The sequence below is a fragment of the Nocardia jiangxiensis NBRC 101359 genome (assembly GCF_000308615.1).
GTDB lineage: Bacteria > Actinomycetota > Actinomycetes > Mycobacteriales > Mycobacteriaceae > Nocardia > Nocardia jiangxiensis.
Genome location: NZ_BAGB01000169.1, coordinates 100,649 through 115,674, shown reverse-complemented (window position 1 = coordinate 115,674; position 15,026 = coordinate 100,649). Strand labels below are relative to the sequence as shown.

Below are 15,026 nucleotides of genomic sequence, written 5' to 3'. Positions count from 1 at the left end.
TTGTGTCACCGAGCGAACCAGGGGACCGGCAACACATCCGTATTCGAGCCGAAAGATCGCCCTGAACTGGGTGGATGTGTCGACGCCGAGGGAGGTGGGCTGGATGCGCCGGATCACGTAGTTGGACGGTTACGACGGAGGTCGGCCGTCGGCGACAGTGATGACGACCACAGACGTCACCCCGAGGAGAACATATGACGATCCAGAATGCCGAGGCGCTGAAGGCCGCTTTCGCCGCTGCGGACAAGGGCGATCCGGTGCCACTGGTCAACCTGTACGACGATGCGATGATCTGGGCCGGCTTCACGCTGGACGGCACCCAGCGGCTCTACACCAAGGCCGAGTTCCTCGAAGCCTTCGGAATCCTGGCCAAGCTCGACGAGTCCCGCAACGAGGTGACCGACGTGTCGGTGATCGGCGATGAGATCGTCGTGGCCGATGTGCGCGCGTATCGGCGTCTGGGTGAGCACGAACTCGACATCACGATGGTGATGACCCATCGGTTCGTCGACGGGAAGGTCACCCACGGCGCGGATATCGTGCCGTCCTCGTTCGAACGGTTCTGGGCCGCAACCGGACTCACGGTCTGACGAGGTCGCGACGATGACTGTTCCGACCGCACCGGCGAGCAGGCGCGCCGCGGGCCGCCTCGATCAGGCCGTCGCCGCCTTGCGCACCGGGCATGTGGCCCTCGCCGTCGATGACATCATGGGCGCCGGATGCGACATGGTCGCGCTGGCGGATTCGGTCACGGTGTCGGCCGCTGTCTCGTTGGTGCGGTACGGATCAGGATTCATCTGTGCCACGGTCGACGAGCAGGCGTGCCGCCGTCTCGAATTACCGCCCGCCTGTTGGCGCGACGATTCCGACCGCTGGTATGTGGGTTCGATGCGGGTCTCGGTCGATTCGACCGTCGGCATCACCACCGGGATCTCGGCTCGCGACCGGGCCACGACACTGCGCGTGCTGGCCGATCCGTTCGCGACGCCGGGCGCGTTGCGGCGGCCGGGTCACGTGATTCCGGTGCTGGCCGAGCACCGCCCGTCGAACCGTCCCTCGATACTCGCGGCGACCGCCGAATTGTGCGGGCGCGCAGGCACATCGATGGCGTTCTGCGCGGTGGTCGAGGACCCCGCGTTGTCGGGTATTCCCTCCTTCAATTATTCCGACGTGGTGCGGGCTGCCGAGTCGGCGGTCGACGGCCGAGTCCGGTAGTGCGCTCCCCGGTCCGACTATCTGTACGAAAGAGCTACGAATGACCAATCTGACTCAGGTCTCGCTGGAGTCCGGATTCCGTGACGCGATGGCGCATTTGGCTGCGCCGGTGACCGTGGTGACCGTCATGGCCGGTGAGCGGCCGCACGGCACCACCGTGAGCGCTGTCGTGTCACTGTCCATGCAGCCCTGTCTGATTTCCGTAGCCTTGGCCAAGAGTTCGGACTGCCTCGGATACATCGCGGAGTCGAACAGCTTCGGGGTCAATGTTCTGTCCTCTCACCAGCATGCGATGGCGCGACAGTTGGCCGGTAAGGGCGCTGCGAAATTCGACGGCATCGACTGGCAGGAATCGGCGGGCCTGCCGCGCTTGGCCGGTACCGCGATCTGGGTCGCTTGTACGGCACTCGAATTCGTCGACGGCGGAGACCACGAGATTATCGTCGGGCAGGTGCTCGAAGTGGACACCTCACCGGGGGCTGCCCCGCTGACCTATCATCGTCGCCAGTTCGGCACTCACGTGCCCAGTGATATCGCGTGAGTCCGTGGAACTTTCGATGACAGACAACTCGATGATCTCGCAGGCCCGCTCTCAGGTACTGGGCGACATACCGCGGCGCAGCGCACTGCGTTCACCGGACAAGACCGCCCTCGTGCATCGGGATACGCGAATTACGTTCGCGGAGTTCGATCGTCTGGTGGATTCCGCCGCGGCCTGTCTGTGGGAGCACGGGCTGCGTCCCGGTGACCGTCTCGCGATCATGTCGCACAATTGCTGGCAGTTCCCGGTCGTCATCTTCGGCGCGGCGCGCATCGGCGTCGTGGCCGTTCCGATCAACTTCATGCTGACCGCCGGGGAGGTCGCCTATCTCATCGACGACTGCCGCCCCTCGGGTTTCGTCGCCGAGGACGCACTGTGCCCGGTCGTCGACGAGGCGATCGAGAAAGCCGTCGTCGGTATTCCGGTCCGATTCGGCATATCGGTGGGCGAATCTCGTGCCGCGGACTGGCCGGACCTGGACGCGGCGTTGGCGAACGTCGCTTCCCCCGCACCGGACATCCAGGTCGACGACGACGCACTGATCAGAATCATGTACACCTCGGGCACCGAATCCCGCCCGAAAGGTGTCATGCACTCCAGTCGGACGCTGATGTGGCAGTACCTGAGCTGCATCGTCTCCGGCGGGAAACAGGACAGTGATATCGAGGTCCACGCGCTGCCGTTCTATCACTGCGCGCAGCTCGACAACTTCCTGATCCCGGATCTGTATCTCGGCGCGACCAGCATCATCCTCGATCGTCCGGATCCGGTCGCCATGCTCGGCGCGATCGAACAGCATGGTGTCACGAATCTCTTCTGCCCGCCCACGGTGTGGATATCGATTCTGCGCGAACTGGTTTCGGGCAACCGGGCTCCGATGACGTTGCGCAAGGGCTACTACGGCGCTTCCGCCTTGCCCAGGGAAGTCCTGAACGAACTGCGAGAAGCCCTTCCGGGCCTACAGCTGTGGAACTTCTACGGCCAGACCGAGATGGGGTCGCTCGCGACGGTACTTCCGCCTGCCGACCAGGATTCGCGCGGCGGTTCGGCCGGACGTGCCGCGTTGAACGTCTCGACGCTGATCCTCGACGATGCGGGAAGACCAGCGGGCGTCGGCGAAGTGGGGGAGATCGTGCACCGGAGCCCGCAGGTGACACTCGGTTACTTCAACCTGCCGGAGAAGACGCGCGAGGCATTCGCCGACGGCTGGTTCCATTCGGGTGACCTCGGATATTTCGACCGCGACGGCTACCTGTGGGTGGTCGACCGCAAGAAGGACATGGTCAAATCCGGCGGCGAGAACGTGGCCGGCCGCGAAGTGGAGGAAGTCCTCTACGAAATCCCCCAGATCTCCGAAGCGGCCGTCTACGGAATTCCCGACAGCCGGTGGATCGAGGCGGTGGCCGCGACGGTCGTGCTCGCCGACAACGTCGCGCTGACGACGCAGGACATCACCGAGCACTGCCGGAGCCGTCTCGCTCCGTACAAGGTGCCCAAGTCGATCAGGTTCGTCGAGGAACTCCCGAAGAACCCCAGCGGGAAGGTGCTCAAACGTATTCTGCGGGAGGATCATTCGGCCGAGTGATGCGATGGGGCGGGCGAACCCGGGGCCCGGCGGCGATGGATCTCGCCGCCGGGCCCCGACAGTTCAGCGGACTCACAAGAAGGAGTCCGAGCCGCTCAGGCCATAGCGCGGGTGATCGCCCAGGACGACCGACTCGAAGATGCCGAAGCCCGTCGCATCGCCCTCCTGAGTGCGAATGACGCAGTCGCGCAACTGATGTGCTTCCATGATCGTGTCGCGACCGGTCTTATCCGCGTACCGCTCGCCCGAGGTGTGGTCGACCCCGTGCCCCTGTCCGTGCCGCTCGCCCTTGAACCCGAAATAGTGCGCGGTGCCGAGGTGGAAACCGGTATCGGACACCGGGGCGATCTCCACGGTGCGGGTCTTGCCCCAGCCCGCGTCGAAGGTCATGGTGCCGCCGAGCAGGCGCCTGGTCGCGGGGTCGTATTTCAGGTCGTCGACCGCGCCGTGCAACGGCTCCTGGTGTCCGTCGGCGTAATCGACGAACCCGGAGAAGTAGTGCACCTCCCCGTTCACCCACTGGAGGTAGTGGTGGATCTCGTAGGGGTCGCTGCCGTCCTTGGGCTGGAAGTACATCCTCCGCGCGATATTCCGACGAAGCCGTCGATGACGTTGCGGTTGTGGTACTTACCGAGACCGAAATCGATCTGGAGTGAGCCGTCCCGCGCGAACAGCGAGCACCACACCTTCTCGGTCCAGGAGATGTCCGCGTGGAGACCGTGGCGAAGGTCCGGCTGGTGTTCTCCGAACGGTCGATCACCGGTTCGCTGGCCTACCTGCCCGCCGATTTCGATGCGGTGATCGCGGCCATGGCGGCGGGCTCCTACGACCCGGCGGGCTGGGTCGAGGAAGCCACCATGGCCGATGTGGTGGCTACGTTCCATCGGTTGCACGAGGGTGCGGGCACGAAGGTGCTGATCCGGGTCTGATCCGTCTCAGAACTGCGGATCGCGCCGGAGTTCGCTCTTCGCGATCGCCTGGATGTGCACCTCGTCCGGGCCGTCGAACAGGCGCATCGCGCGATGCCAGGCGTACATGGCGGCGAGCGGAGTCGTATCGGTGACTCCGGCTCCGCCGTGTACCTGGATGGCACGATCGATGACCCGCAGAGCGGTGCGCGGAACCGCGACCTTCGCCATGGCGACCAGATCCTTGGCCGCCTTGTTGCCGCTGGTGTCGATGACGTGGGCCGTGTGGTGGCACAGCAGCCTCGCCTGGTCGATCTCGATGCGCGATTCGGCGATCTGCTCGCGCACGACGCCTTGCTCCGCAAGCGACTTACCGAAGGCGACACGCTCTTTCGCACGTGCCACGAGCAACGAGAGCGCACGTTCTGCCGCGCCGAGGGCGCGCATGCAATGGTGGATGCGGCCCGGCCCGAGCCGCGCCTGCGCGGCGGCGAAACCGCCACCCTCCTCGCCGATGACGTTCTCGACCGGAACGCGCACATCGGTGAACAGGACTTCCGCGTGGCCGTGCTGGTCGTGGTGCCCCATCACGGGGTAGTCGCGAATCACCTGCACGCCCTTGGTGTCTCGCGGTATCAGCACCATCGTCTGCTGCCGGTGAACCGGTGCGGTGGGGTCGGTCTTGCCCATCAGGATGAAGAAGGCGCAGCGCGGATCCATCGCGCCACTGGTCCACCATTTGCGTCCGTTGATCACGTACTCGTCGCCGTCGCGTTCGATCCGAGTCGCGATATTCGTCGCGTCGCTGCTGGCGACATCGGGTTCGGTCATGGCGAACGCCGATCGGATATCGCCCGCGAGCAGCGGCTCGAGCCAATCTTGTTTCTGCTGTTCGCTACCCAGCAGATGCAGCAGTTCCATATTGCCGGTGTCGGGGGCCTGTCCGTTGATCGCTTCCGGCGCGATTTCCAGGCTCCACCCGGACAGTTCGGCGATCGGTGCGTACTCGAGCTGGGTCAGCCCGGAAGCCGCGGGCAGGAACAGGTTCCACAGACCCTCGGTCTTGGCGTACTGCTTCAACTCTTCGACGATCGGCGGCACGACGTGGTCGTCCGGTCCGGCCTCGCGACGCCACGTCAGGTAGTCGGCTTCGGCCGGCAGCACGCGCTCACGCATGAATCGCGCCATGCGCTCGTGCAGCTCCGATGCCCGCGGCGAGGGCGCGGGGAGTTCGTATCCGGTCATGAACACCTCCTGAACAAGACCGATCAAATGATCGGTACTGAACTATAGGGTGGCTCGGGGCAGGGCGTCAACGAGGAGCGCGGACGATATCGCGAGCGAACTCGATGTACTGCCGGGCGACCGCGTCGGGAGTGAGTTCGCCCGCGGGCGACCACCACTGCGGCAGTGCGGTGCACAGGGTCACCACCGCGCGGGCTGCTTCGCGCGGCAGCGGGGTGAGCATCGCGCCCCGGCGGCAACCCTCGGCGACCTCGTCCTCGACCATCTGCTGCACGTCCCGCCGCGCCGCCGCGATGCGGGTGCGATGCGGCTCGTCCAGGCTGCGCATCTCGCTGGCGCCGATGAAGCCGAGTTCGCGTCGATGGGTGTGGAACAGGGCGAGGCATTCGACCAGTCGCTCGAGCCGCTCGACCGGACCGTCGCCCTCCGCGCGCGCCGCGCGGCAACGTTCGCGCAGATCGTCCATCGTCAGGTCCAGCAGTGCGACGAGCAGATGCTGTTTGGTCGGCCAGTGGTGATACACCCCGGCGACCGAAAGCTCTGCCCGGTTGGCGATTTCGCGGATCGTCGCGCCGTGGTAGCCGAGTTCGACGAAGGCGTTCAGCGCGCCGGTGATGGGGGCGGGAAGCTGCAGCGGCGGGAAATCCCGCCACCTGCGATCGCTCTCGTTCGGCAGCGGCGCTCCGCGCAGTTCGGCGGGGTCGGTGTCGAACAGGCGCGCCGCGCCGGTGAGCCGGTCCTCGGAGATTCGCGCGAGTCCGTTCTCGATCGCACTCCAGGTGCCGACGCTCACGCCGATCTCCGGAGCGACGTCCCGGATGGTGAGCCCCTTCGCCTGCCGGGCCGCGCGCAACCGCCGCCCGAGCAGTTCGCGCTCCTCGTCGGCATTTCGTTCCTGCAGCTCTCGTGCGGTCAATCCAGGCTCCTTTCGCAGCAGGACGAGCCTAGTCGCCGTTGACATCGCCGGAGGTGTCGGCTAGCTTTCGATTCTGTTCAATTCTACCGGACGATCGCTCGGTCTCAGGATGGTGTTCATGTCGGCTCCGGCTATTCCCGGAATATCTGTACCTCAGCTCGAAGAGTTCATTCGTGCCGAGATCCCCGATCTGCTCAACGGCCCGTTGCGGGTCGAACTGCTCTCCGGCGGTCGGTCGAATCTGACCTATCGGCTGACGGACGGCACGACCGAGTGGGTGCTGCGCCGCCCACCGCTGGGGCACGTGCTCGCTACCGCGCACGACATGGATCGTGAATATCGGATGCTGCGCGCGCTGCATCCCACCGATGTCCCCGTGCCCGCACCGCTGGTGATCGCGGGCCCGGAGATCATCGGCGCGCCGTTCTACATCATGGAGTTCGCGCGCGGTGCGGTGCTGCGCGAGCGAGAGCAGCTCGACCGGATCAGCGCGAAGTCGAACGATCTCGCCGCCGGGCTCGTCGACACGCTCGCTCGTCTGCATCGGCTCGATCCCGAAGCGGTGGGTCTGGGCGATCTCGGGCGTCCGCAGGGATATCTCGAACGGCAACTGCGTCGTTGGGATGCTCAGGTGGCCGCGTCGCACAGCCGGGACCTGCCGGATCTGGTGGACCTGGGGGAGCGGCTGGCCGCTGCGCTGCCGTTCGGCCGCGCGGCCGCGCTGGTGCACGGTGATTATCGTCTCGACAACGTGGTGGTCGATCCGCAGAACGCCCGTGTCGTGGGCGTGCTCGACTGGGAAATGGCCACCCTCGGCGACCCGCTGACCGATCTGGCCTCGATGGTGATCTGGTGGGACGGTTTCCGCGGATTGGACAGTCCGGTCGCCGCGGTGCCCGGCGACGTGCCCGGATTCCCCACCGCCGACACGCTGGTCGCGCAGTACGCGGAGCTGACCGGCTGCGATCTGTCCGAATTCGGGTGGTACCTGGGATTCGCCTACTACAAGATCGCCGCGATCTTCGAAGGCATTCACTACCGCACACAGCAGGGCTTGACCGTCGGGGACGGGTTCGAACGGCTCGGTGCGATGGTGCCCGCGTTGATCGAACGCGGTCACACGGCGTTCGCCGAATACGTCGGCCCGCGCCCGGCGCACTGACAACACTCCCGGCCTCGCCGACGACCTGCACCGGGCGTCGGCGGGCTCGGTCGATGAGAGGGAATGCGTTGAAGGACAACAGTTTCCATGGCCGCACGCTGGTCATGTCCGGCGGCAGCCGAGGTATCGGGTACACGATCGCCGCGGAGTTCGCGGCGCGGGGCGGCAACGTCGTGCTGTTGGCAAAAACCGATGTGCCCGACCCTCGGCTGCCCGGGACCCTTCGTTCCGCCGTGGCCGAAATCGAATCGGCGGGCGGCAATGCGGTCGGTGTGGTCGGCGATGTTCGCAAGGACGCCGACGTCGAGCGCGTCGTGCAGACGGCTGTCGAACGATTCGGCGGCATCGACATCTGTGTCAACAACGCGAGTGTGCTCACCCTGTCCGGCACCGAGGATCTGCCGATGAAGCGCTTCGACCTCATGCAGCAGGTGAACGTGCGCGGAACCTTCGCCCTGACCCGCGGATGCCTTCCGTATCTGCGCAAGTCGTCACAGGGGCAGATCCTGACGTTGTCGCCGCCGCTGAACATGTCGCAGGAGTGGCTGGGCAAGCACCCCGGGTACATGTTGGCCAAATACGGAATGACGTTGCTGGCCATGGGATTCGGCGCGGAGTATGCCGACACCTCGGTGGTCAGCACCTGCTTGTGGCCGGAAACCACCATTGCCACTGCCGCCGTGGTGAACCTGCTGGGCGGGGCCGAAGCTGCTGCCCACGCGCGCAATCCGAAAATCATGGCGGACGCGGCGATGCGGATCTTCGGCGACCCATCCGGATACGCCAACCGGTGCGTGCTGGACGTGGACGTACTGGCCGAAGCCGGAATCACCGACCTCGACGAGTACGGGGGACAGCCTCCCCTCGAATACGACATCTTCGTGGATCCGCGCTGACAGCAACGGAATTCGCTTGATCCGCATCGTTCGATCGATGCGTCGGAACCAGATTCAGGAGACCAATGAATATCGACGGAACAGTCGCGGTGGTGACCGGTGGCGCGTCCGGGCTCGGCAACGCCACGGCTCGCGCACTGCACGCTCGGGGAGCCAAGGTGGTGCTGATCGATCTGCCGATGGCCGATCGGGAAGCGGCGACAGCCGGACTCGGCGCCGATGCGGTCTTCGCGGCCGCTGACGTCACATCCGCTACCGAAGTGGCGGCCGCGATCGATCGCGCCGCCGATCTCGGGGATCTGCGCATAGTCGTGAACTGCGCCGGTGTCGCCACACCCGGAAAGGTGCTCGGCAGGAGCGGACCTCTGCCCCTGGACGTTTTCGAGCGCGTGGTGCGCATCAATCTCGTCGGCACCTTCAACGTCATCCGGCTCGCTGCCGAGCGGATGGCCACCACCACACCGGTCGACGGGGAACGCGGCGTCATCATCGATACCGCCTCGGTCGCCGCCTTCGACGGTCAGGTCGGTCAGCCCGCGTACGCCGCGTCCAAGGGTGGTGTCGCGGCCATGACATTGCCGATCGCCCGGGAGTTGGCGCGTCACCTGATCCGCGTGGTGACGATCGCTCCCGGCATCTTCGAGACTCCGATGATGGCGGGGCTGCCCGCGGAGGCGCAGAAGTCTCTCGGCGAGCAGGTTCCGCACCCGTCCCGCCTGGGCAGGGCCGATGAATACGCCGCCCTGGCGACTCACATCGTTGAGAATGCCATGTTGAACGGGGAGACGATTCGTCTCGACGGCGCGATTCGGATGGCGCCGAAATAAGGCTCGTTCGCTCGGCGGTTGCGTGGTGAAGCTGAATTCCGTAGCAGCGCATGCATTGTCGCGATCGACAGTGGTTCTGCAGATCGGGAGTGTGGTCCGAGCCGGTGCCGGGTGCGGCGTTCGACGTGATACTCGAACGCCGCGATGGTGCACGGTGATGTCGGCTGCGGATCACCCGCGTTCGGCGACGACCGATTCGGGCGCGGACTGGTGCGGGCGCTGTCGGAACAGGATGACGACTGCCCCGCGCACCAGTAACAGCACCGCGCAGAAGAACATTGCGGTGCGCACGCCCGTGAGGGCCGCTGTGCCGTGATGCCGACGCCATGAGTGGCACGATGGCGGAATCGCACGTTACCGGGCATCCGGCTGCGGCTTGCATCGATGTGGTTGGACGAAATCACCCGCCCTTCCTGCACGGTCGCAGATAGAGCGGGTGAGGATGGGAGGCGCCGCGAGTCTGCGACGCCTCCCAGCGTTCTCGCGGTCAGAGGTCCATGAGATCCGCAGTGAGACTGGTCAATTCATTCTTGTAGGTCGCAACCAGCCCGACCAGTGAATTGGATTGTGCCTCCTGTGCTTTGATGATGGTCTCCAGGGCCAGCACCCGGCGTTCCAGTTTCGCGATGATCCGCGCCTGATCGTTGATCGTCGCCGCCTGCTCGTTGATGATCGCCCCGGCGCTGTCACCCGATGCGGCCGGCTTCTCCGCCAGCACAACCGAACTCGAGTACGCCACGAGATCCCGCGTCCCGACCGGTGCGGCTTCCGCCGCGTGCTCGGCATCCACCACACCTTCGGCATCGGTGTCGTCGGTTGCCGCATCCTCGGCAGGCTCGCTCGGTTCCGCCTGCGGTTCTTCGGTCTCCGCGTCCGCAGCTTCCCCTTCCAGCTCCGCTTCGGCGTCCGCCTCCGGCTCGGCGTCCACGAACGGTTCGGCCTCCGCGACCTCGTCGAGCACGCCCTCTTCGAGCGAAACACTCTCGCCGTCAACAGCTTCCTCGACCGGACCGGCAGGCTCGTCGTCGGTCAGCTCCTCGACGAGGAGCTCGGGGGAGTCTTCCGGATCCAGCTCAGGCTCCACCTCGGCTTCGGTTACCGCCTGGGTCGCGTGCTCCGGCTCGGTTTCGGCAGCTGGCTCGGCCGTTTGCTCCGATTCGGATTCAGCCACCGCCTGGATTGCGTGTTCCAGCTCGGTCTCCGCAACAGGCTCGGTTGCTTGCTCCGGATCGCTGTCGGCTGCTGGATCGGTTGCTTGTTCCGGTTCGGTTTCCGCCACAGGCTCGGTCTCGGCTACCGGCTCGGTTTCCTGTTCCGGATCGGTCTCGGTGGCTTGTTCCGCCTCGGTCTCGGCTACCGGCTCTGTCGCTTGCTCCGAATCGTCCTCTGCCTCTGCCTCTGCCTCTGCCTCTGCCTCTGCCTCTGCCTCTGCCTCTGCCTCTGCCTCTGCCTCTGGCGCGGCTGCGGCTTCCGGCTCTGCTTCTGCTTCGGAATCCTGCCCTGCTTCGGCTTCAGCATCTGTCACCAGTTCGGCTTCCGCTTCGATACCCGATTCCGGCTCGTCTTCGGCAACGGCCACGGTCTCCGCGGTCTGCTCGGCCGAATCACCCTCGTCCGCAACGGTTTCGTCGATGGCACCGACGGTCTCGGTGTCGACCGCTATCCCACCTTCTGCAACCACCGTTTCCGGCTCGGCCGAATCCTCTTGCACCGCAGGCTCGGCCTCAGCTTCCGTGACCAGCTCCGGCTCCGCCTGAGCATCTGAACTTGCCTCGGACTCTGCCGCGGGCTCGGTTTCGGTTTCCGGTTCGGGTTGCGCCTGAGCGTCGGAACTTGGCTCGGGCTCCTCCGCGGTTTCCGGCTCGGGTTGCGCCTGAGCATCCGAACTTGGCTCGGGCTCCTCCGCGGGCTCGGCTTCAGCTTGCAGTTCGGATTGTGCCTCGGTGTCGGAGTTCGGCTCAGGCTCGGCTTCCAGTTCGGGTTCGGCCTGAGCGTCGGAACTCGGCTCGGGCTCTACCGTAGGCTCAGCCTCGGCGTCGACCTCCGGTTGCGCTTCGGCGTCCGCGGTCACCTCGACCTCGGATTCCGCAGTCTCCTCAGTGACCTGGCTCCCCGACGGGTCGATCGCTTCCTCGACCTCGTCGCTTGCCGCAACCGGCGTATCCGCCTCAGCCTCGATCGGTGCTTCCACCTCGGCCTCGGTCTCATCCTGAGCGACGGCCTGATCCTCGACAGCTACCACTTCCGCGACCGCCTCGGCATCCGTGTCGCTGTCTGCTGCTGCGTCCTCCTCGGCAGCATCCGCCGCCACCGACTCCGCGCCGGATTCGTCCTCGGCCACCGCCGTGGTTTCAGCGGACTCGTCCGCCTCGGCGGCATCCTCCGCACCCGCATCCGCGACCAACTCGGCCGCCTCAGTCACAGCCTCGCCTTCAGCCGCAGCCTCGCCCTCTGACGCACTCTCGCCTTCAGCCGCAGTCTGCCCCTCAGGCGCAGCCTCACCCTCGGCGGCGGTCACACCCTCATCCTCCGCGGCCGTCTCGACCAGGGCCTGCTCCGCGTCAACCGTCGACTCGTCTGCGACGACCTCTTCACCCGTGACGGCAAGCGACTCTGCGGAATTGGCCACGGCCTCCGCCTCCCCGGACACGTCCGCATCGGGAGTGACGGTCTCACCCTCCTGTCGGGTTGCCTCCACTTCCTCCGCCTCGGTCCGAGCTACTTCCTCAGTGTCGGTAGGTGTTTCACTCTCGGCGGGTGTCTCGCTGTCGGCAGGTGCATCGCCCTCTGCCGGTGTCTCACTGTCCGCGGATGTCTCCGCGACATCGGCCTGCTCGCCCTGTGCCTCGTCCGCAACAGCGGCTGCGTCGGCGGCTGGCGCTTCGCCGTCTTCCGTGTCGGCCTCGACCGAATCCGATGCTTCGGCCACGACTTCCTCCGCTGATTCAGCGACCACGTCCACGGCATCGCCCGCACCGGCCCCGACCTCAGCCATGGGCTCCCCGGCGTCAGCGCCCTGCGTGGGATCTTCAGCCGAATCAGCCTGCGCCGCTGCGTCATCGGCGGCAGGCTCGGTGTCCGACTCGGCGACATCCGGTGCCGACTCCACACCCTCGGCGGCCCGCTCGTCCTCGGTAGCTGGCTGCAACTCGGCACCGGACTCACCGTCGGCGGACTCCGTACCCGCGACAGCCTCGTCTTCGACAGACACCGGTTCCGATTCCGCAGCGGTATCCACAGCCTCGGCCTCCGTATCAGCCTGCGCCACTGCGTCTTCGGAGATCTCTTCTGCCTCGGCCCCGGCAATCTCGTCCGCCGGAGTCTCAGCAGCGTCCCCGCCCTCGGCTACGGCTTCGCTGTCGGCACCCACCGGCTCCGTCTCGTCGGTCGTCTCCGCGACATCGGGTCCGGCCGTGGTCTCAGAGTCAGCTTGCACCACTGCGTCTTCGGTTGTCGTCTCCGGTTGGGACTCCTCAGCGGCAACCTCGTCTGCGGGAGTTTCGGCCGGAGCTGCTTCTTCGGTGTCGGTGGCGACCGTGTCTTCCTCGTCGGTCGTGTCCGCGATGTCGGATTCGGTCTCGGCCTCCGGGTCGGCCTGCGGTGCGGTGTCCTCGGTGATCTCGTCCGATTCGGACTCCTCAGGTGCAACCTCATCTGCGGAGGTTTCGGCCGCAGCCGCTTCTTCGGTGTCGGTAGTGACCGTGTCTTCCTCGTCGGTCGTGTCCGCGATGTCGGATTCGGTCTCCGTCTCCGGGTCGGCCTGCGATGCCGTGTCCTCGGTGAACTCCTCCGATTCGGATGCGTCGGTGGCAATCTCGTCTGCGGAGGTTTCGGCCGGAGCTGCTTCCTCGCTGTCGGTAGCGACCGGCTCCGTCGCGTCGGTCGTGTCTGCGATCTCGAGCCCGGCTCCGGGCTCCGGGTCGGCTTGTGTCGCTGCGTCTTCGGTGATTTCCTCCGACTCGGTTGCCGCAGCGGTCCCCTCTGCTGTGGCCTCGTCATCGGTCGCGGCGTCGCCGTCAATAGCGACCGGCTCCGTCTCGTCGGATTCGTCCGCGATTTCCGATTCGGCCTCCGGGGCAGCTTGCGACGCCGTATCTTCGGTGATCGTCTCCGGTTCGGACTCCGCAGCGGTGGCCTCCTCTGCCGGAGTATCGGCCGTACCCTCTGGGGCGCTGTCGCTATCTACCGTCTCAGCCTCGTCGATCGTGTCCGCAGCGGCGGTCCCCTCCTGGGCGGCCTCGTCCTCGGTCGCGGGGTTGCTGTCGGCAGTTACCGGCGCTATCTCCTCGGCTGTGTCGGATCCAGCCTCCGCGTCAGCCTGTGGCGCTTCGCCTTCGGTGATCTCCTCGGATTCGGCAACCGCAACGGCGGCCTCCTCAGTAGCCTCGTCCTCGGTCTCGGCGGCGCTGTCGGCAGCGACCGGCTTTGTCTCGTCGGTCGTATCGGCGACCTCGGATCCGGCCGCGGCTTCCGGGGCGGCCTGCGACGCTTCCTCCTTGATTGCCTCCGGCTCGGTCGCGCTCTCGGCGACCTCCTCTGTGGGAGTCTCCTCGGTAGCTTCGGTTGCGGCCTCGCTGTCGGTAGCTATCGACTCCGTCTCGTCCGCGATCTCGGTCTCCGGGTTGTGCTGCGGCGCTTCGTCTTCGACGACCAACGTCGACTCGGTCGATTCTGCCGCGGCCTCCTCGACAGTCCCGTCTTCGGTTGCGGTGTCGCTGTCCGCAGGGACCGGGTTCGTCTCGTCGGTTGTATCGGCGACCTCGGGCTCCGGGGTAGCGGTTGCCGCTTCCTCTCCGGCGGTCGGCTCCGACTCGGTCGCCGCGGCGGCGTCTTCGGTTGCGGTGTCGCTGTCGGCGGCTACCGGCTCTGTCTCATCGGTCGTGTTCGAGGGCTCGGATCCAGCCTCGGCCTGCGGGGTGATTTGCTGCGCTTCCTCTTCGTTGATCGACTCCGGCTCGGTCGCGTTCTCGGCGACCTCCTCTGCCGGAGACTCCTCGGTACCTTGGGCTTCCGCTTCGCTGTCGGTAGCTACCGGCTCTGTCTCGTCTGTCGTCTCCGCGATCTCGGATCCGGCTGCGGGCTCCGGGTCGGCTTGTGGCGCTTCGTCTTCGGAGACTGAAGTGGGCTCGGTCGCGGTTGCTGCGGTCGACTCGGCGGTGGCGCCGTCCTCAGTTGTGGCGTCGCCGTCGGTAGTTATCGGTTCCGGCTCCAGGGGCGGGTCCGCGATGTCGGATCCGGTTTCTTGCTGCGGATCCTCCTGCGGCGCTTCATCTTCGGTTACCGACTCCGAGTCGGCGGCCGTCTCCAATGTCGATGCCTCGGCCGATCCATCGGTCTCGGTGTCGCTGTCCTCGGCCGCCGTCTCATCTTCGGCGGTCGCTTCATCCTGTCCGGTCGACTCGCTCGCGTCGGCCGTTGATTCATCGGCGGCGGTCACCTCTGCCGTCACATTCGTGGCGGGCTCGTCCTCGATCCCCGCCTCGTCACTTTCCGTCAATCCTTCCGTAACCTCCTGTGTCCCTTCATTTTCGGCAACCGAAGGCTGACCCTCGACTTTCGGTTCACCCTCAGCGGGTGCCGTTCCGTTCACTGCGGTGGCACCGTTAGCTGTAGTGGTCTCCGCGGCGTCGGCCGTGTCGTCGTCGGTCATCGTCCGGTCGTCGGGAGTTGTCATAGTCCGTCCACCCTCTCGAAGGCGTGTGCTGAATCCCGGTATGAGCGCCCGGGGCCT

At 66.1% G+C, this 15,026-nt stretch carries 12 protein-coding genes; 8 read left to right on the top strand and 4 right to left on the bottom strand.

Annotation, left to right across the window (positions count from 1 at the left end; translation table 11 throughout):
• Nucleotides 1-194: 194 nt before the first annotated feature.
• Genes ON40_RS42780 through ON40_RS42765 form a run of 4 tightly spaced genes read left to right on the top strand, consistent with a single transcriptional unit; the run spans nt 195 to nt 3,341 of the window.
• Nucleotides 195-590, top strand: a complete 396-nt coding sequence (locus ON40_RS42780) for a hypothetical protein (RefSeq protein WP_040831465.1) — start codon at nt 195-197, stop codon at nt 588-590.
• Between the two features lie 13 nt (nt 591-603).
• Entirely contained in the window at nt 604-1,215 is a 612-nt protein-coding gene (locus ON40_RS48975; protein WP_051194462.1) for a 3,4-dihydroxy-2-butanone-4-phosphate synthase, read from the top strand.
• Between the two features lie 40 nt (nt 1,216-1,255).
• Nucleotides 1,256-1,756 (top strand): flavin reductase family protein, encoded by a 501-nt coding sequence (locus ON40_RS42770; RefSeq protein ID WP_040831464.1) that lies wholly within the window; start codon nt 1,256-1,258, stop codon nt 1,754-1,756.
• A gap of 16 nt (nt 1,757-1,772) precedes the next feature.
• Nucleotides 1,773-3,341 (top strand): fatty acyl-CoA synthetase, encoded by a 1,569-nt coding sequence (locus ON40_RS42765; protein ID WP_040831510.1) that lies wholly within the window; start codon nt 1,773-1,775, stop codon nt 3,339-3,341.
• A gap of 72 nt (nt 3,342-3,413) precedes the next feature.
• Here the strand turns inward: ON40_RS42765 and ON40_RS42760 are convergent, their stop codons facing one another.
• Nucleotides 3,414-3,917, bottom strand: a complete 504-nt coding sequence (locus tag ON40_RS42760; RefSeq protein WP_051194461.1) for an Rv3169 family protein — start codon at nt 3,915-3,917, stop codon at nt 3,414-3,416.
• 134 nt (nt 3,918-4,051) lie between these two features.
• Here ON40_RS42760 and ON40_RS52875 point away from each other — a divergent pair, with 134 nt between their 5' ends.
• Nucleotides 4,052-4,270, top strand: coding sequence for a hypothetical protein (locus ON40_RS52875; protein ID WP_040831463.1), 219 nt, complete (start codon nt 4,052-4,054; stop codon nt 4,268-4,270).
• A gap of 6 nt (nt 4,271-4,276) precedes the next feature.
• Here the strand turns inward: ON40_RS52875 and ON40_RS42750 are convergent, their stop codons facing one another.
• Together ON40_RS42750 and ON40_RS42745 are read right to left on the bottom strand one after the other, a co-directional pair.
• A complete protein-coding gene (locus tag ON40_RS42750) occupies nt 4,277-5,494 on the bottom strand; it encodes an acyl-CoA dehydrogenase family protein (protein ID WP_040831508.1) in 1,218 nt (405 codons plus the stop codon).
• Nucleotides 5,495-5,561: 67 nt separating this feature from the next.
• Entirely contained in the window at nt 5,562-6,410 is an 849-nt protein-coding gene (locus ON40_RS42745; protein ID WP_245568243.1) for a TetR-type transcription factor C-terminal domain-containing protein, read from the bottom strand.
• 118 nt (nt 6,411-6,528) lie between these two features.
• Here ON40_RS42745 and ON40_RS42740 point away from each other — a divergent pair, with 118 nt between their 5' ends.
• The 3 genes from ON40_RS42740 to ON40_RS42730 all read left to right on the top strand — a co-directional run bounded on the left by ON40_RS42740 (nt 6,529) and on the right by ON40_RS42730 (nt 9,295).
• Entirely contained in the window at nt 6,529-7,572 is a 1,044-nt protein-coding gene (locus ON40_RS42740) for a phosphotransferase family protein (protein WP_051194478.1), read from the top strand.
• A 68-nt stretch (nt 7,573-7,640) separates the two neighbouring features.
• Nucleotides 7,641-8,468 (top strand): SDR family oxidoreductase, encoded by an 828-nt coding sequence (locus tag ON40_RS42735; RefSeq protein WP_040831460.1) that lies wholly within the window; start codon nt 7,641-7,643, stop codon nt 8,466-8,468.
• Between the two features lie 65 nt (nt 8,469-8,533).
• Nucleotides 8,534-9,295 carry an SDR family NAD(P)-dependent oxidoreductase gene (locus ON40_RS42730; RefSeq protein WP_040831458.1) on the top strand — a complete coding sequence of 254 codons (762 nt, stop codon included), beginning with the start codon at nt 8,534-8,536 and terminating at the stop codon, nt 9,293-9,295.
• 487 nt (nt 9,296-9,782) lie between these two features.
• Here ON40_RS42730 and ON40_RS52870 read toward each other — a convergent pair whose 3' ends face one another.
• A complete protein-coding gene (locus ON40_RS52870; RefSeq protein WP_040831456.1) occupies nt 9,783-14,969 on the bottom strand; it encodes a midas domain-containing protein in 5,187 nt (1,728 codons plus the stop codon).
• Between the last annotated feature and the right edge of the window lie 57 nt (nt 14,970-15,026).